Genomic DNA, 17057 nt, shown 5'->3' on the forward strand with positions numbered 1-17057 from the left:
CCGACCACCCGGGGGTCTGGGGGTCGCCCCCCAGAAAGGTGGGGAACGGTGAGCCTCGCGCTGGGCGCGCTCGTCACCCTCGCGCTGCTGGTCGGGAACGGCTTCTTCGTCGCCGCGGAGTTCGCGCTGGTGGCGGCGCGGCGGCCGCGCCTGGAGCGGGCCGCGGCGCGGGGCGGCCGGGCCGCGGCCGCCGCGGTCGCCGGGATCGACGAGCTGTCGCTGACCCTGGCCGGGGCGCAGCTCGGCATCACGATGTGCTCGCTCGGGCTCGGCCTGGTCTCCGAGCCGGTGTTCGCGGAGACGCTCACGCCGCCGATCCACGCGGCGGGCCTGCCGGACGGCGCGGCGCACGCGGTCGCGTTCGTGCTGGCCCTGGCGCTCGTCACGTTCCTGCACATGGTCGTCGGGGAGATGGCGCCGAAGTCGTGGGCGATCACCGCGCCGGAGCGCTCGGCGACGCTGCTCGGGCTTCCGTTCCGCGCGTTCGCGACCGTCGTCCGGCCGCTGCTGGCCGCCCTGAACGGCACGACGAACCTGCTGCTGCGGATGATCCGCATCGAGCCGGCCGACTCGCGGGAGGTGTCCAGGACGCCGGAGCAGCTGCGCGGCATCGCGCAGGACTCGCGGCGCCTCGGGCTGATCGAGGAGACCGAGCTGGCGCTGCTCACCGCCGCGCTGGACGCGCCGCGCGCGCCGCTGGCGGGCCTCGTCGTCCCGGTCTCCCGGATCGTGTCGGTGCCGGCGGCGGCGACCCCGCAGGAGGTCATCGACACCGCCGTCCGCACGGGCCATCTCCGGCTCATGCTGCGGGGGGCGGGGGACGAGCCTCGCATGGTGCACGTCCGCGACGCGTACCTGGCCCGCGCGCGCGGCCGCCGGACCCCGGCCGCGGGGATGGCGCATCCGGTGCCCGCGGTGCCGATCGGCACGCCGGTCGGCGAGGCGGTCGCCGTCCTGAAGGGACACCACAGCCATCTCGGCCTGGCCGTGTCCCCCGACGGCCGCGTCGCCGGGCTCGTCAGCCTCGACGACCTCCTGACGACCCTGCTGCCCGTCCGCTGATCACCGGCCGAAAGCGTCAACATCGGTTGACAACAGGCGGGCGTCAACCTACATTGACACCATGAGCGATGGAGTGACGCTCGCCCAGGAGGCGAGCAGCCGGGATCCCGCGGTCGGGCTGCGGGCCGTACGGGCGCTGCGCGAGCTGGCCGAACGACTGGAGGCCCTCCAGGTCGCCAGCGCCCGCGACCAGGGCTATTCCTGGCAGGACATCGCGGTCTGCCTCGGCGTGAGCCGGCAGGCCGTCCACAAGAAGCACGGCGGCAAACGCCGCATTCTCAGGAAGGAGGACTAGCGCGATGTTCGAGCGTTTCACCGACGGCGCGCGGCGGATCGTCGTCGGCGCCCAGGCGGAGGCACGGGAGCTGCGGCACCGCCACATCGGCACCGAGCACCTGCTCCTCACCCTGCTGGACGAGAACGGCGAGGTCACCAGGACGGCGGCGCGGCACGGTCTGGACGCGTCCGGCGTGCGGGCCCGGATCGTCCGGCGCAGCGAGGACCCGCTCGACCCCGAGGCGCTGAGCACGCTCGGCATCGACCTGGACGCCGTCCGGGAGGCCACCGAGCGGACCTTCGGGGCGGGCGCCCTGGACGTCCCCGCCCGCGAATGCCGAGGCCCGAAGGGCCACATCCCGTTCACGCCGAAGGCCAAGAAGGTCCTGGAGCTGAGCCTGCGGCACGCGATCAGGCTCAAGCAGAAGGAGATCCGCGACGGGCACATCCTGCTCGGCCTCCTGCACGACGACGCCTTCCTGTCGGCACGGATCGCGACCGAGGCCGGCGTGGACGTCGAGGCGCTGCGCGCCGACATCGACCGGCTGATGGCGTCCCGAGCGGCCTGAACCCCCCGCACGTGTGATTTCTTGGGGACATGTCGGATTTCCTGGACTCGCTGCGCGGCCTCGTCCCCGCCGACCGGATCGTCACCGATCCGGACGTGATCTCCTCCTACGCGCACGACGAGGCGGCCTGGGCGCCCTACGGGACGTCGGCCGTCCTCGTCCGCGCCGGATCGACCGAAGACGTGCGGAACGTCGTGGCGACCTGCGCCGAGCACGGCGTCCCGCTCGTGCCGCGCGGCGCGGGCACCGGGGTGTCCGGCGGCGCGAACGCGCTGGACGGATGCGTGCTGCTGTCCCTGGAGGCGATGGACGACATCGTCGAGATCGACGCCGACGAGCGGCTCGCGGTCGTCCAGGCGGGCGTCGTGAACGACACGCTGCGGCAGGCGTGCGCCGAGCGCGGCCTCTGGTATCCGCCGGACCCGTCCAGCGCGCCGTGGTCGACGATCGGCGGGAACGTCGCCACCAACGCGGGCGGGCTGTGCTGCGTCAAGTACGGCGTGACCCGCGACTACGTCCTGGCCGTGGAGGCGGTCGTCGGACGCGGCGAGGTGGTCAGGCTCGGCCGCCGCACCGCCAAGGGCGTCGCCGGGTACGACCTGTGCGGACTCATGGTCGGCTCCGAGGGGACGCTCGGCGTGGTCACCGAGGTGACCGTGCGGCTGCGCGGCGCCCGCTCCGCCGAGCGCACGGTCGTCGGGTACTTCGACACCCTGCAGGCCGCGGGCGCGGCGGTCGGCAAGGTCATCGCGGCCGGGATCGTGCCGAGCGCGCTGGAGCTGATGGACCGGCACGTCCTGGAGGCCGTCGACGCGTGGCGCAACATGGGCCTGTCGGCGGACGCGAACGTCCTGCTCCTCGGCCGCACCGACGTGCCGGGCGAGGCCGGGGACGCGGAGGCCGACGCCATGGCCCGGCTGTTCGAGGAGGCGGGCGCGACGTGGAGCACCCGCTCGTCCGACGAGGACGAGGCCGAGGCGCTGTTCTCCGCCCGCAAGCTCAGCCACCAGGCGCTCGAACGCCTCGGCACCCTCCTGACGGAGGACGTGTGCGTCCCGCGCGGCCTCCTCCCGGAGATGCTGACCCGCGTCGAGGCCACCGCCGCGCGCAACGACGTCCACATCGCCAACGTCGCGCACGCGGGCGACGGGAACCTGCACCCGCTGATCGTCACCCCGCAGGGCGACGACGACGCCCGCGTCCGGGCGCAGCGCGCCTTCGACGAGATCATCGCCGACGCCATCGCGCTCGGCGGCACCGTAACCGGCGAGCACGGCGTCGGCCTGCTCAAGCGCCGCGGCCTGCGCGACGAGGTGTCCCCGGCCGTCATCGCCATGCACCACGCGGTCAAGGACGCCCTGGATCCGGCGGGCATCTTCAACCCGGGAAAGGTCATCGGCACCCCCTGACCCCGCCCCCCGCCGCTGGCGGTCAGCCTCCGGCGAGCAGTTCCACGACGGGCGCGAACTCCTCGACGAACGCCGACGACACCGACACGTACGACACGCCCAGCTCGTCCCGGCGCCTGGCGAGCGTGTCGGCCATCCGCCGCGGCGTCCCCGACAGCATCGCGATCGCGCCGGACGACGCCATCGCGGCCGGGTCGACGTCCATCTGGCGGCCCAGCCACGCGGGCACCTCGTCGCCGACGACGTGGACCTGCGTGCACAGCTCCACCTCGTCGAACCGCTCCCCCGCCGCCCGGCGGACGACGTCCACGAGCTCGCCGAGCCGCGCGTCGCCGGTCAGCGGCGGGACGCCGAACGCGACGGTGTCCGCGCGCCGCGCGGCGAGCTCCAGCATCCGCGGCCGGGACGCGGCGACCAGCACGCGCTGCGGAGTGCCCGTCCCGGCGAACAGGGCCTCCGGCGGGCGCGCGACGGCGTCGATCACCTGTTCCACGCGGGCGATGCGCTCGGCGGGGGCGCCGTAGGGGACGCCGAAGATCTCCGCGTCCTCCTCGCCGCCGGGGCGTCCGGCGCCGATCCCGAGCTCGAACCGGTCGCCGGTCGCGAACGCCAGCGACGCGGCCTCCCACGCGATCATGTGCACCGGCCGGGTCGCGACGTTCAGCACGAAGGTGCCGACCCGCAGCGTCGTCGTCGCCCCCGCCGCCGCGGCCAGCGCCGCCGCCGGCATGGCCGTGCCGGACGTGTCGGGCGTCAGCAGCGTCGCGTACCCGAGCTCCTCCGCGCGCCGCGCCTGTGCCGCCCAGCCGGCGCCGTCGCGCGCCCACGCCGCCATCACCGCGAACCGGAACCGCCGATCAGCCATCCCGCGCCTCCCCGTAGCCGTTGTCGATGGCCTCTATTTGAGTGAGTGCTCACTCAATTGTCAAGGCGGCCCTTCGCCAAGGCGACTCCGAGTCCGCGCCAGGCCCGACGAGCGCCCGGAATCGGCTCGAAAAGTGCGGCACACCCGTGGTGGGCTTTTCCGGCCCACGGCAGACAAGGCTATCGGTCACGCGCTGTCTTCTATCGGTCACGCCGGGTGCCCCAAGGCCGAGCCCCTGGGAACGTAGGCCCATGTCCAGGAGAAACACCGATCTGATCGTGATCGGCGGCGGATACGCGGGCGTCATGGCGGCCAATCGCCTGACGCAGCGCGACGACGTGAACGTGACCCTGTTCAACGAGCGACTGGCCTTCGTGGAACGGCTCCGGCTGCACCAGCTGGTGGCCGGGTCCCACGGCGCGGTCGTCGACTACCAGGACCTGCTGGCCGACCGCGTCCGGCTCGCGGTCGACACCGTGACCCGGATCGACGTCACCGAGCGCAGCGTGACGACGGCGATCGGCGCGACGGCCGGCTACGACCATCTGATCTACGCGGTGGGAAGCGGCGGCAACGCCCCCGGCGTGCCGGGTGCGGCCGAGTTCGCCTACCCGATCAACCGGCTGGAGGAGGCGCTGCGGCTGCGGCAGGTCCTCGACTCCGCGCCCGCGGCGGCGGTGACGGTGGTCGGAGCCGGTCCGACCGGCATCGAGACCGCCGCCGAACTGGCGGAGCCGGGCCGCGCCGTGACCCTCGTCTGTGGCACGGTGCTCGGCCCCTACCTGCACCCTCGGGGCCGGCGTTCGGTCGCCAAACGGCTGGCCAAGCTCGGCGTGACCGTGCTCGACGGCCCCGGCACGAAGGTGACCGCCGTGACGCGCGACGCCGTGCGGCTCGACGACGGCCGGACGCTCGCAAGCGAGATCACCATCTGGACCGCCGGGTTCGGCGTCCCCGACCTGGCCGCACGGAGCGGGCTGAGCACCGACGCCGTCGGGCGCCTGCTCACGGACGAGACGCTGACCAGCGTGGACGACCTGCGCATCGTCGCGGCCGGGGACGCGGCGGCCCCGTCCGGACTGCCCTTCCGGATGAGCTGTTTCGCCGCCGAACGGCAGGGCGCGCACGCCGCCGACACGGTCCTCAGCCGGATCGCCGGTGAGCGGCCCGCACCCATCAACGTGGCGTTCGCCGGCATGTGCATCAGCCTGGGCCGGCACGCCGCCACCGCACAGCTCGCCGCCAGGGACGACACCGCGAAGGGCCTCTGCATCGGCGGCCGCCTCGGCGCGAAGATCAAGGAGGCCGCCGCGAAGGGCGTGGTCAGGGAGCTGACGCACGAGGCGCGCCGGCCCGGCAAGTACTCCTGGCGGCTCAAGGACGACAAGCGCCGGCGACTGGTGCGGGGCGAGCGCGGCAGGGCGCCGTCCCGCACGTCCGCGCACCGGAGAGGCTGACCCGCCCCGCACCGCGGACCCCCGCTCACCCCGCGCGGGTGACGACGCTCACTCCGCGCGGGTGACGGCGCTCACTCCGCGCGGGTGACGGCGCTCACTCCGCGCGGGTGACGGCGAATCTGCGCAACCCGAGCGCCGGATTCGTCTCCCGGACGGCCGCGACCCGCCCCGCCGAGACCTCGGCGGACGCCACGCCGGTGCCCTCACCGACCCCGGCCGCCACCACGCCCATCGGGTCCACGATCATGCTGTTGCCGGCGCCGGTCGGGGCGCACTGCCCGGCGGCGGCCACGTACATCGTGTTCTCGATCGCGCGGGCCCGGACGAGCGTCCGCCAGTGGTCCTCCTTCAGCGGGCCCGGCACCCAGTCGGCGGGCAGCGCCAGCACGTCGGCGCCCGCGTCCACGATCCGCCGCGTCACCTCGGGGAACCGGACGTCGTAGCAGGTCTGCATCCCGAACGTCACGCCCTCGACGGTGAACGTCTCCGGCTCCCCGATCTCGCCGGGCCGGACCAGCGCCGACTCCTTGTAGCCGAACGCGTCGTACAGGTGCATCTTGCGGTACTCGGCGACGACGTCGCCGCCCGGGCCGACCGCCAGCAGCGTGTTGGAGATCCGGCCCGGACGGTCGGCCTCGGCCAGCCGCTCGTCCAGCCGCTCGTTCATGCCCGCGACGACGTGCACGCCGAGCCGCCCCGCCAGCTCGGCGAGGCCCGCGACGAACGGGCCGTCGAGCGGCTCCGCCGAGTCGACGAAACGCTCGTCCAGCTTCGGCGCCGTGAACATGGCGAACTCGGGGAACACCACGACGTGCGCGCCCCGACCGGTCGCCTCGCCCGCCAGCTTGCGGATCGCCGCCAGGTTCTCGTCCTTGTCGACACCGGGCGCGAACTGCGCCACCGCGACCTGCACCATGCCCAATCCCTTCCGTCTCACATCCGGTCGACGCCGGTCACACGGATGACGGCCTCGCCCTCCTGGTCCGAGCCCGCCAGGTCCACCTCGGCGCGGACGCCCCAGTCGTGGTGGCCCTCGGGGTCGTCGAACACCTGCCGGACACGCCACAGCGCGTCCTCCGGGACCTCCTCGATCTGCAGCAGCTTCGGGCCCCGCGCGTCGGGGCCGGTGAACAGCTCGTCGTGCTCGGCGAAGTAGCCGTCCATCGCGTCCGCCCAGGCGTCGGCGCCGAAGTCGGGGTCCAGCTCGCCGAGCTCGCGGTACCGCTCCAGCGCCGCCAGCTCCACCCGCCGGAACATCGCGTTGCGCACCAGCACCCGGAACGCCCGCGCGTTCGCCGTCACCCTCGTGACCCGCTCCTCGATCGGCTCGTCCAGGTCGTCGTCCTGCGGGTTGGCGAGCTGCTCCCACTCGTCCAGCAGGCTGGAGTCGACCTGCCGGACCAGCTCCCCCAGCCACTCGATCAGGTCGATCAGGTCATCGGTCTTGATCGACTCCGGGACGGTCTGCTGCAGCGCCTTGTACGCCCCCGACAGGTACCGCAGGACGAGCCCCTCGCCCCGCGCCAGCTCGTAGTACCCGATGTACTCGGTGAACGTCATCGCCCGCTCGTACATGTCGCGCACCACCGACTTGGGACGCAGCGGATGGTCGCCCACCCACGGGTGCCCGGCCCGGTAGATCTCGTACGCGGCGTCGAGCTCGTCCTCCAGCGGCTTCGGATGGTCGACGTCCTGGAGCAGCTCCATCCGCTCCTCGTACTCGATGCCCTCCGCCTTCATCTCCTGGACGGCCTCGCCGCGCGCCTTGTTGAGCTGCGCAGCGATGATCTGCCGCGGGTCCTCCAGCGTCGCCTCGATGACCGACAGGACGTCCAGCGCGTACGACGGCGACGACGGGTCCAGCACCTCGAACGCCGCCAGCGCGAACGTCGACAGCGCCTGGTTGAGCGCGAAGTCCTCCTGCAGGTCGACGGTGATGCGCGCGTACCGTCCCATGTCGTCGGGCTCGGGCAGCACCTCCACGACACCGCCCGCCAGCAGCGACCGGTAGATCGCGATCGCCCGCGAGATGTGCTTGCGCCGCGCCGCGGGCTCCTCGTGGTTGTCGGTCAGCAGCCGTTTCATCGCCTGGAACGCGTTGCCCGGACGCGCGATCACCGACAGCAGCATCGCGTGGCTGACCTGGAACCGGGACCGGAGCATCTCCGGCTCGGCCTCCTGCAGCTTCGCGAAGACGTCCTCGTCCCAGCCGACGAACCCCTCGGGCGGCTTCTTGCGCTGCACCTTCCGCCGCTTCTTGGGGTCGTCGCCCGCCTTGGCCAGGGCCTTCTCGTTCTCCACCACGTGCTCGGGCGCCTGCGCGACGACGAACCCGACCGTGTCGAACCCGGCGCGCCCGGCCCGCCCCGCGATCTGGTGGAACTCCCGTGCGCGGAGCCGCCGCACCCGGTGCCCGTCGTACTTGCTGAGCGCGGTGAACACCACGGTCCTGATCGGCACGTTGACGCCGACGCCCAGCGTGTCCGTCCCGCAGATGACCTTCAGCAGCCCGGCCTGCGCGAGCCGCTCCACCAGCCGCCGGTACTTCGGCAGCATCCCCGCGTGGTGCACCCCGATCCCGTGCCGGACGAACCGCGACAGGTTCCGCCCGAACTTCGTCGTGAACCGGAAGTTGCCGATCAGCTCCGCGATCCGCGCCTTCTCCGTCTTCGTGCACACGTTGATGCTCATCAGCGACTGCGCCCGCTCGATCGCCGCCGCCTGCGTGAAATGCACCAGGTACACCGGCGCCTTCTGCTCGGCCAGCAGCTCCTCGATCGTCTCGTGCAGCGGCGTCACCCGGTAGTCGTAGATCAGCGGGACGGGCCGCTCCGCGGACGTCACCAGCGCGGTCTGCCGTCCCGTCCGGCGGGCCAGATCCTTCTGGAAGAACGACACGTCGCCGAGCGTCGCCGACATCAGGAGGAACTGCGCCTGCGGCAGCTCCAGCAGCGGAATCTGCCACGCCCACCCCCGCTCGGGCTCGGCGTAGAAATGGAACTCGTCCATGACCACGACACCGATGTCCGCTTGGGCGCCGTCCCGCAACGCGATGTTGGCCAGCACCTCCGCCGTGCAGCAGACGATGGGCGCGTCCGCGTTCACACTGGCGTCGCCGGTCATCATGCCGACGTTCTCGCGCCCGAACATCTCGCACAGGTCGAAGAACTTCTCCGACACCAGCGCCTTGATCGGCGCCGTGTAGAACCCGACCTGGTCCTTCCCCAGCCCCGCGAACAGCGCCCCCGCCGCCACCAGGCTCTTCCCCGACCCGGTCGGCGTCGACAGGATCACGTTCGCCCCCGACACGACCTCGATGAGCGCCTCCTCCTGCGCGGGATACAACGTGATCCCGCGCCCCGACACCCACCGCTCGAACGCCTCGAACAGCGAATCGGCATCATTTCCAGAGGGAAGCTCATCAATAAGGCTCACCCCTCCATCCTGCCCCGTCCCGCGCCCTGCCCGCGTCACCCCCTCCGCCGCCCCGCGACGACCGCGACCGCGATCCCGATCCCCGCCGCCACAACATTGAGCACCCCACCGACCACCGGCGCCAGCTCCGCCACCGTCTGCATGCCCCGCTCCCGTTCCCTCTCGGACGAACGAGCTCAGGCTGACCCGGCTCCACCACCCTTGGCCGTGCGCTCCTGTGACCTCCTCCCTGCACTCCCCAGATCACACCCCTGACCTGGACGTTCTCCAAGAAAGAGGACACACGGGGGCACGCCCGAGGTCACACGATGTTGTGCCCGAAGTCGTCCGCGAGCGCTGTGAGATCAGGCTCCCCGAACCGCTGGCGCATCGCCTCGAAGGCCGCGACCTTGTCGGCCCCGAACCGCCGCACGCGGACGGCAAAGGAATCGGCCGTCACAAAGGTCGGCGGATTGGTCTTGCTGTGAAACTTGTCCGCGTACATCACCAGCCGCTCCTCACCGGACTCGGCGGTGTAGTCGCCAGCGGGCAGCGGAAGCCGCTGCCTCTCGACGTCGTCCCGCGTCAGCCCGACACCGGTGTGCCGAGAACAGAACCGGCAGATCTCCCCGGGAAAGCCCTCATCACGCAACAACTCATGCCCCAGCACCCCGTGCCGGACGTAACCCTCGTGGTCGATTTCCCCGTTGACGTCGTAGAGCCGGTAGACGCCGACATCATGCAGCAGGCACCCGGCCCGGACGAGCTCCTTGTCGAGGTCGAGCCCGCCATCGTCCATGATCCGCTCGGCGACCTCGCACACGATCACACAATGCGTCCACACAAGCTCAAACGCCTCCGCACTAGGCGCACACCGCTCATGCAGGGCCCGAATCTGTTCATCGCCCGGAATCCGCACCCGGCTCAGCCTACGCACCCGGCCCGTGGAACGCCCTGCTCTCGGGCGGGACGCATCGGGCATGCCCTATCCCCCCGGCTCGCGTCGCTCCACGAGAGGCGTCGCGGTACCGATTCCGCCTGAGGTAGTGGTCGCGGTGAGGTGGCGCATGAGCTTGGTGAAGCGCGGCCAGATCGGAACACCAGGCTCGCCGGCGAGCCGATACCAGAGTGCGGGTGCGCCCGAGGCGCCGATCACGCGGCCGGGAACGGGAGCGGCCAAGGCGTGCGTGAGTCCCATCTCGGCGACACCCGAGGGGCCCACCGCCAGCCCGATCGGGGAGGGCGCCCCGGTCCAGACCGGGGCGTACGTGAGATCGGGACGGCCGATGCCCTGATAGGCCGTCATGGTGACCAGGTCCCGGTACGGGCGAACGTGTCGGCGAGATCGGCGAGTTCATCGACGGGCGCGGGCCGGCCGGCGTCGTAGCCGGCGACGAAGGTGATGGACTCCTTGACGCCGGACGGGACGCGTTCCACCCGCTGGGTGCCGATGACGGCGGGGCAGCCGGTCCGGTCCTGACCGACGAAGACCAGGAATGTGGGCCGGGGCGCGCGGCGGCGGCACAGGCCGGTGACGTCGCCGCGCCGCCACGCGAAGAGGGCGGGTTCGCTGGATCCCCAGTTCGTGGGAGCCGTGCCGGTGACGGTCGCGGCGAGTGCCTCCAGGGCGCCGCCGAGATCGAGGTCCGCGGCGGCCGGCTGGGTGACCCGCAGTTCCACTCTCAGATGGCCGACGGAGCCGGCGCCCTCCCGGAGAAACGACGGCGACGGACCTTGCGGCGCGGAGCGGTTCACGGGGACGAACGCTGAGCCGTCCCAAGTGAGCGGCAGGCCTGACAGCCCGTCGTAGTAACCGGCCTCGCCGGGCTCCTGAACAACCCATCGGCCGTCGGAGGCACCGAGGACCAGGCGCAGCGGCGCGGTGATCCGCGTGGTGGGCACGGTGAGAATCTGGACTGCCCGGCCGCTGGCCGCGCTCGCCGTCAGTGCGTCCATCAGCCAGGACGTCAGGGGCACGAGCGAGCGCTCATGCACGATGACGGAGGCACGGTCGGTCATCGTGTCCACCGCCGGAGGACGCGTCATCGCCCGCCCTCCGGGGACACCGGACGCTCGCACCAGACCCGTCCGCCCAGCAGCCGGACGAGCTCTTCTGCGAACGCGCGAGCGAGCGCGGCGGGCCGTTCGCCTTCCCGGGACGCGCGGGCCTCGACCCACCAGTAGGGGACGGAGAGCCCTTGGGTGCTCTCCGGACCGAGCAGGCGTTCGACCTCTCCCTCAACCTCCACCCGCTGGGCCGCCTCGATGCTCAGAAGCGGCTCGCCGTCGTCGTCGCAGAGCTGGACCACGGCGCCTCCACCCGCACTGCGCACGCGCAGGCCGGGATCCATGTGCGCCATGCAGGCCGCCAGGGTGAGCTTGTCCGGCGCCCGTTCGGTCAACGCGACCACGTCGTAGGTCACGACCCTCCCTCCCCGATCACAGATCTTCCAGCGAGCGCGACGCTCTCCGCGGAGACATGGTTCCGTGATATTCCACCAAATCTGTGCTGACAGTAAAGTCATGACGGAATATGGCCACCCAGTGCATAATGCCAGGAGTCAACGCGTGATCAAGTCCGATGACCGCGCCGGCTTCACGAGGCCGATGCTCGGCGTTACCGAGACTCGCACGGGGTGAGGCGATGAAATTCGAGCCGGTCGACGTGCCGGAAGCCGATCTCCAGCCCGAACCTTCATCCGTTCCCCCGCACATCGACGAACCGCCGGCCACCGACGAACCCGCCGACCTCGAGACGCTGGTGGCGGAACTGTGGGCGAGATTCAAGGCGACCGCCGACCAGATGATCGACGACATATCGGAACTCAACGCATTCGTCGCCGCCTACGAGACCGCCCGAGGTCGGGACGAGCCCCTTTCCGGAACACCTCCCGCCGACTTCCGCCCGAGCCGGTTCGGCGGACCCGCTCCAGGCCGACCGGTGAAAGGAATGGTAGATGGCACTTAAGGGTTGGGACATCGAGCCCCACGGGGTAGCGGACGTGCTCGGCAAAGTCACCCACCAAGTCGCCGGAGGCGAGGGCCTGGCGGGCGAGGCCCGCAGGTTCGGCAACAACGTCAAGGGCGCCGCGGAAGCCACCCAGAGCAAGATCATCACCCATGCGCTCGGTGAGTTCTTCAACGACTACTCCCGGACCCTACTCGGTATGGGAGCCAAGACCTTCAGCTGCGTCACCGGGGCGAGCAAGGCCACCAAGGCGTATCTGCTCGCTGACCGCGAGATGGCAGAACAGGCGCAACAGAGCGCGATACACGCTCCCGCCCCCCGGATCAAGGCGGTCGGCCAGTGAGCGACGGGCTGATCGACCCCTCCGCCTTTCCCGTCCCCAAGGTCGACCCCGGCCAAGTGGAACAGTTCGGGCGCGCACTGATCAAAGACGGCAAAGCCATTGCCGCGACCGGGCACGACATCGACGCCGCCTGGCGCAGGTTACGGGGCTTTTACCACTCGCCCGAGGCCGACGAACTGATCGCCGCGATCTCCCCGGTACCCGCCGCGGGAAACGAATTTCAAGAGGGGACCGCTGCAGCGGGCGCGGCGCTCATCGAGTTCGCCCACGTCGCCAAGGCCAGTCTGGACCGCTTCCGCAGCCTCGCGGCCATGGCCGACGCCTTCCGCGCCAAGGTCGCGGGCGACGACTGGCGCGCTGACGAGGACCTCGCCGAAGAGAACGACGGCCTGGTCCGTGCCGTCACCCACGCGGCCCTGGAGTACAAGGCGCGAGAGATCGAGTGCGCCAACAAGATCACCGCGCTCGTCGGTGGTGCCCCCCTCACCGGCATCAACCCCGCCACCGCCAACCTTGACGGCGTCGAGACACCCTGGGGCAACGCCGGCGGCCAGGACAAACCCTGGTGGGGAGACGCTCTCGACGCCGGCGGCGACCTCGTCGGCGGCATCGCCAAGGAACTCGGCGGCCTCACCGGCCTGTTCGACGAGAACGGTGGCCTCACCGGTCTGGAAGGCTTCGGCGATTGGTGGGACAACTTCAGCGGCGCCTGGACGGGCAAGATCGAAGGGATCGCCGGGCTCGCCGGAGCCCACGGCAAGGACGGGTGGGGCCCGCCCGATCTCGGCACCGCGGGAGACAACTGGAAAGAGCTGGTTCACGGTTTTGTGCCCTGGCGCGAATGGGACGAGCGCCCCGGATACGTCATCACCACCGCCGGCATCAACGCGGCACTGGCCGCCGTCACCCTCGGAGCAGGAGCGGGGGTCAAGGGCTTCCTGGGCCTCGGCCGACATCACGACCGCGGCCAAGACGGCGACGGTGACGGCAACCAGCCCGAGCCCGTCGATCCCGGCGACATCGACAACCCGCCCGGCGGAGGCCAACCGCCGACCATCGGCGAGGTTGTCAAGCGCATGCAGCGTGACATCGACGAGCTCGGCGAACTCGGCGGCTACGACGACAGGTTCAAGCAGCTCGACCCGGCCCCCGGCGGCCGCCCCGACCCCTTACCCGACCCCAGGAAGCAGGTTCCCGTCGGCGTCGGTGGCCGCCACCACGACATCCACGGGTCCCACGACGAACCCGGTCCAGGCAAACCTCCCGATCACGGCGACAACACCCCCAAGTCCGGCGGCGATCGATCCGATCCGTCCAGCGCCGAGCCCGGCGACCCGCAAGGCCCGGCGAAGACCGCACCAGATCGTGACGAGAACCAGCCGCCCACGCCGGACAGCGAGAACCCACCGGATGAAGGACAGACCCCGACGGGTGACGAACCGCCGAGCGAGCGCGGTCGGGATGGCGAGGACATCGAGGCATCTGGGAACGACGGGACCGACGCTGCCGGTGCCCGCCAAGACGACGATCGGCCTCTCGTCAACGACGACCCTGGGGAGAAGCACGAGAAGGGCTTCTATGACCCCTACACAGGCCGCCATGTACCCAAGGGTTGGACCTACGAGCACGGCCACTACATTGATGAGTACGGAAACAAGTACGCCGATGTGCCCGAGAGCTACGACGCCGTACACGACTACCAAGAGATACGCAACAGCCCCCACGACACTCAAGACATCGCCCACCATACTGGCATCAACAAGGATGTACTCGACCACGTCAAACAGCATCTTTTCTTCCAGGAACATGACGTGCCGCTCGGACCCAACCGAGCCAACAGAGGAAAATTCACGCCCATGGCGGAGATCGGAGACCTCTGGATCAAGGCCACTCGCGGCGAACTCACCGCGTACGAGAAGGTGGAATTCCGTAATCTGATCACGCACGAAGCGGTAGAGCGTCGTCTGATGGAACAGGGATTTCCTTATCGCTCGGCTCACCCGGGCGCCTACAACGAAAATGGCATGAACAGACCCACCTCGGAGCACTACGGAGCCCACGACCTGGCACCGAGCGACAAGGGCGGCGATCCCTGGGTGGCGTATCGTGACATGGACAGGGAGCCGCCAAGGGACTTCGAGCTCGCCGACGATCTATCGAACATCAACGACCTCGCCGAGCTCATCATGAAAGGGGCCCGATGACCGAAAATCGCGTCAACGCCCTTGTGGAGCGCCTCCTGCAGATCAACTGGACCGAGCGGGCGGATCAAAGAGTGTCGCAGGCGCTGCTCATGGAAGAGTATCTGCGCCGTTCGGCTCTGTGGGCCAAGGAATACTCGGGCGGGTGGCTCTTCTCCGACGTCGCCGCAATGGTCGACCCAGCCGTGCGGGCAAGTCCGGAAGCGCTGCAACGGATAGAGAGTGGCCTGCCCATATGGGTCAATTCGATTACCAGGCGAACGATCGAATACGCCCTCCACTTCGCAGCGCTGTCGGACGCAGGCGCCCCCCTCCCCGACTTGCCGAATCCGTTTGAGCCGCTCATGCTGCTGTTCGAGCGAGGGAACATCTTCTCCCGCGATGGGGCGGGGTTCATTGATGTCGACTTCCTCGGCATTCGTCGCGGCCGGCTCTCCGACCACCTGAAAGACGAACCACGTGCCCCGGAGACGCTCGCCGAACTCGACGAACTGGACTGGGCCGAACTGGCCAAAGGTCTTGAACGGGAGTTGCCCGCCCTTCCGGAGGGGGCGCAACTGATGATCTCCGAAGACGGCGACCCGGACCACCGTCGCCACATTCGATTCGTCAGGGACGAGGGGGGGCTCGTCGCCACGCTGGCCGTCGACGATTCACCGGAAGAGGAGATCGCGGCGGGCGGCCGGCGGCCTCCGGCGCCAGCGGGGGCGTCCCACGAGCGGGGTCTCTCGCCTACTTCCCCGCAGACGCCAGAACAGATCAGGGCATTGGCCGACGCGGTCATAGTCGCTCTCCGCAAATGGCGCGGCGTCACGGAGCCGGCCGCGCTGCAGTACCGGGCCTGGCAATCGGAAACGGGCGAGAAGATCTACATGCACAAGCTGAGGTTGAAGCCCGAGATGACCGAGTGACCGTGCGGAGCCCTCGCGTCACCTCGGTGGGCGAGGGCTCCGGTGAGTCAGGAGGTGACTTCGGTGCGGTCGGTGCCCCAGAGGGTGTGGAAGGCGCCTTCGCGGTCTACGCGGCGGTAGGTGTGGGCGCCGAAGTAGTCGCGTTGGCCCTGGGTGAGGGCGGCGGGGAGGCGTGGGGCTCGGAGCGCGTCGTAGTAGGCGAGGGCCGTGGAGAAGCCGGGGGCCGGGATGCCGAGTCTGGCGGCCGTGCCGACGACGTCGCGCCAGGCGTCCTGGGCTTCGCCGACCGCCTCGGTGAAGTGGGGGTCGGTCAGCAGGGTCGGGGTCTGCGGGTCGGCCTGGTAGGCGGCGCGGATGCGGTCGAGGAAGCGGGCGCGGATGATGCAGCCGCCGCGCCAGATGGCGGCCATGGCGCCGAGGTCGATGTTCCAGCCGTACTCGGCGCTGCCCGCCTGGATCTCGTGGAAGCCCTGCGCGTAGGCGACGATCTTGGACGCGTACAGGGCCCGCTCGACGGCGTCGGCGAAGTCCGGGCCCGCGGCGGGCGCACGTCGCGGGCCGGGGAGGTTCTGGGACGCCTCGCGGAGGGCGGCGTGGCCGGAGACGCTGCGGGCGAAGACCGCCTCGGCGATGCCGCCGACCGGGACGCCGAGGTCGAGGGCGGTCTGGACGGTCCAGCGGCCGGTGCCCTTCTGCTCGGCCTGGTCGAGGACGACGTCCACGAACGGGCGGCCGGTGGCGGCGTCGGTGTGCGCGAGGACCTCGGCGGTGATCTCGATGAGGTAGGAGCCGAGGCGGCCGGTGTTCCAGGTGCGGAAGACCTCGGCGATCTCGGCGGGGGTGAGGCCGGCGGCGTGCCGGAGCAGGTCGTAGGACTCGGCGATCAGCTGCATGTCGGCGTACTCGATGCCGTTGTGCACCATTTTCACGAAGTGTCCGGCGCCGTCGGGGCCGACGTGGGTGCAGCAGGGCGTGCCGTCCACCTTGGCGGAGATGTCCTCCAGGAGCGGGCCGAGCGCCTCGTAGGACGCGGCGGAGCCGCCCGGCATGATGCTGGGGCCGTGCAGCGCGCCCTCCTCGCCGCCGGAGATGCCGGCGCCGACGAAATGGATGCCGCGGTCGCGGAGGACGGATTCGCGGCGGCGGGTGTCGGTGAAGTTGGCGTTGCCGCCGTCGACGATCATGTCGCCGGGGTCGAGGAGGGGCGCGAACTCGTCGATGACGGCGTCGGTCGGGCCGCCCGCCTTCACCATGATCACCAGGCGGCGGGGGCGTTCGAGCGACGCGACGAACCTCTCCGGCGTGTCGGCCGGGAGGAACGCGCCCTCGTGGCCGAACTCGTCCACGAGGGACTTGGTCCTGGCCGGGGTGCGGTTGTGGACGGCGACGGGATGCCCGTGCCGGGCGAGGTTGCGGGCCAGGTTGCGGCCCATCACCGCGAGGCCCGTGACTCCGATACGCGCCGTTTCCATTGGATCGCTCCTCCTCGTGTGCCACCCTGATCAAGGGGTTGTACGCGGGTCCATGATCCTCCCGTTCGAGCGCCGGCCATCGCATGTCCGCGCCGTACGCGGGAACGGGA

General features: G+C 70.8%; 17 protein-coding genes. 9 read left to right on the forward strand and 8 right to left on the reverse strand.

The genetic code is table 11. The features are described from left to right. Positions 1 to 48 precede the first annotated feature (48 nt). From ACH34T_RS13165 to ACH34T_RS13180, 4 genes are all read left to right on the forward strand, one after another. Complete coding sequence (locus ACH34T_RS13165) at positions 49 to 1062, forward strand: CNNM domain-containing protein (protein ID WP_395992347.1); 1014 nt, start codon at positions 49 to 51, stop codon at positions 1060 to 1062. Between the two features lie 61 nt (positions 1063 to 1123). Beyond that, positions 1124 to 1357 (forward strand): RNA polymerase subunit sigma-70, encoded by a 234-nt coding sequence (locus tag ACH34T_RS13170; protein ID WP_395992348.1) that lies wholly within the window; start codon positions 1124 to 1126, stop codon positions 1355 to 1357. A 4-nt stretch (positions 1358 to 1361) separates the two neighbouring features. Beyond that, positions 1362 to 1907 carry a Clp protease N-terminal domain-containing protein gene (locus ACH34T_RS13175; RefSeq protein WP_395992349.1) on the forward strand — a complete coding sequence of 182 codons (546 nt, stop codon included), beginning with the start codon at positions 1362 to 1364 and terminating at the stop codon, positions 1905 to 1907. 29 nt (positions 1908 to 1936) lie between these two features. After that, positions 1937 to 3316 (forward strand): FAD-binding oxidoreductase, encoded by a 1380-nt coding sequence (locus tag ACH34T_RS13180; RefSeq protein WP_395992350.1) that lies wholly within the window; start codon positions 1937 to 1939, stop codon positions 3314 to 3316. 22 nt (positions 3317 to 3338) lie between these two features. On the opposite strand, the gene ACH34T_RS13185 is transcribed toward ACH34T_RS13180, so the two are convergent. Next, positions 3339 to 4181, reverse strand: coding sequence for an LLM class flavin-dependent oxidoreductase (locus ACH34T_RS13185; RefSeq protein ID WP_395992351.1), 843 nt, complete (start codon positions 4179 to 4181; stop codon positions 3339 to 3341). 251 nt (positions 4182 to 4432) lie between these two features. Here ACH34T_RS13185 and ACH34T_RS13190 point away from each other — a divergent pair, with 251 nt between their 5' ends. Continuing rightward, positions 4433 to 5638 (forward strand): NAD(P)/FAD-dependent oxidoreductase, encoded by a 1206-nt coding sequence (locus ACH34T_RS13190; protein ID WP_395992352.1) that lies wholly within the window; start codon positions 4433 to 4435, stop codon positions 5636 to 5638. A gap of 94 nt (positions 5639 to 5732) precedes the next feature. Here the strand turns inward: ACH34T_RS13190 and ACH34T_RS13195 are convergent, their stop codons facing one another. From ACH34T_RS13195 to ACH34T_RS13220, 6 genes are all read right to left on the reverse strand, one after another. Continuing rightward, the gene (locus tag ACH34T_RS13195) at positions 5733 to 6554 is read right to left on the reverse strand and encodes a carbon-nitrogen hydrolase family protein (protein WP_395992353.1); all 822 of its coding nucleotides are present in this window, start codon (positions 6552 to 6554) and stop codon (positions 5733 to 5735) included. Between the two features lie 17 nt (positions 6555 to 6571). After that, positions 6572 to 9073, reverse strand: coding sequence for a DEAD/DEAH box helicase (locus tag ACH34T_RS13200; protein ID WP_395992354.1), 2502 nt, complete (start codon positions 9071 to 9073; stop codon positions 6572 to 6574). A 301-nt stretch (positions 9074 to 9374) separates the two neighbouring features. Further along, positions 9375 to 9971, reverse strand: coding sequence for an HD domain-containing protein (locus ACH34T_RS13205; protein WP_395992355.1), 597 nt, complete (start codon positions 9969 to 9971; stop codon positions 9375 to 9377). 66 nt (positions 9972 to 10037) lie between these two features. Continuing rightward, on the reverse strand, positions 10038 to 10358 hold the full coding sequence (locus tag ACH34T_RS13210; RefSeq protein ID WP_395992356.1) for a DUF6177 family protein: 321 nt from the start codon (positions 10356 to 10358) through the stop codon (positions 10038 to 10040). Then, positions 10355 to 11098 (reverse strand): DUF6177 family protein, encoded by a 744-nt coding sequence (locus ACH34T_RS13215; protein ID WP_395992357.1) that lies wholly within the window; start codon positions 11096 to 11098, stop codon positions 10355 to 10357. The genes ACH34T_RS13210 and ACH34T_RS13215 overlap by 4 nt, the downstream gene beginning before the upstream one ends. Beyond that, the gene (locus ACH34T_RS13220) at positions 11095 to 11475 is read right to left on the reverse strand and encodes a hypothetical protein (RefSeq protein ID WP_395992358.1); all 381 of its coding nucleotides are present in this window, start codon (positions 11473 to 11475) and stop codon (positions 11095 to 11097) included. The genes ACH34T_RS13215 and ACH34T_RS13220 overlap by 4 nt, the downstream gene beginning before the upstream one ends. Positions 11476 to 11696: 221 nt before the next feature. Here ACH34T_RS13220 and ACH34T_RS13225 point away from each other — a divergent pair, with 221 nt between their 5' ends. Genes ACH34T_RS13225 through ACH34T_RS13240 form a run of 4 tightly spaced genes read left to right on the forward strand, consistent with a single transcriptional unit; the run spans position 11697 to position 15475 of the window. Further along, positions 11697 to 12020 carry a hypothetical protein gene (locus ACH34T_RS13225; protein ID WP_395992359.1) on the forward strand — a complete coding sequence of 108 codons (324 nt, stop codon included), beginning with the start codon at positions 11697 to 11699 and terminating at the stop codon, positions 12018 to 12020. Beyond that, the gene (locus ACH34T_RS13230) at positions 12010 to 12363 is read left to right on the forward strand and encodes a DUF6507 family protein (RefSeq protein WP_395992360.1); all 354 of its coding nucleotides are present in this window, start codon (positions 12010 to 12012) and stop codon (positions 12361 to 12363) included. The genes ACH34T_RS13225 and ACH34T_RS13230 overlap by 11 nt, the downstream gene beginning before the upstream one ends. Beyond that, positions 12360 to 14567: a hypothetical protein gene (locus ACH34T_RS13235; RefSeq protein ID WP_395992361.1), complete on the forward strand. Its 2208-nt coding sequence runs from the start codon at positions 12360 to 12362 to the stop codon at positions 14565 to 14567. The genes ACH34T_RS13230 and ACH34T_RS13235 overlap by 4 nt, the downstream gene beginning before the upstream one ends. Beyond that, entirely contained in the window at positions 14564 to 15475 is a 912-nt protein-coding gene (locus tag ACH34T_RS13240; protein WP_395992362.1) for a TY-Chap domain-containing protein, read from the forward strand. Before ACH34T_RS13235 ends, ACH34T_RS13240 begins: the two co-directional genes overlap by 4 nt. Before the next feature lie 47 nt (positions 15476 to 15522). Here ACH34T_RS13240 and gndA read toward each other — a convergent pair whose 3' ends face one another. Continuing rightward, entirely contained in the window at positions 15523 to 16947 is a 1425-nt protein-coding gene (gene gndA / locus ACH34T_RS13245; protein ID WP_395992363.1) for an NADP-dependent phosphogluconate dehydrogenase, read from the reverse strand. Positions 16948 to 17057: the final 110 nt, after the last annotated feature.

Source organism: Actinomadura sp. 9N215, from assembly GCF_044326345.1.
Classification (GTDB): Bacteria; Actinomycetota; Actinomycetes; order Streptosporangiales; family Streptosporangiaceae; genus Spirillospora.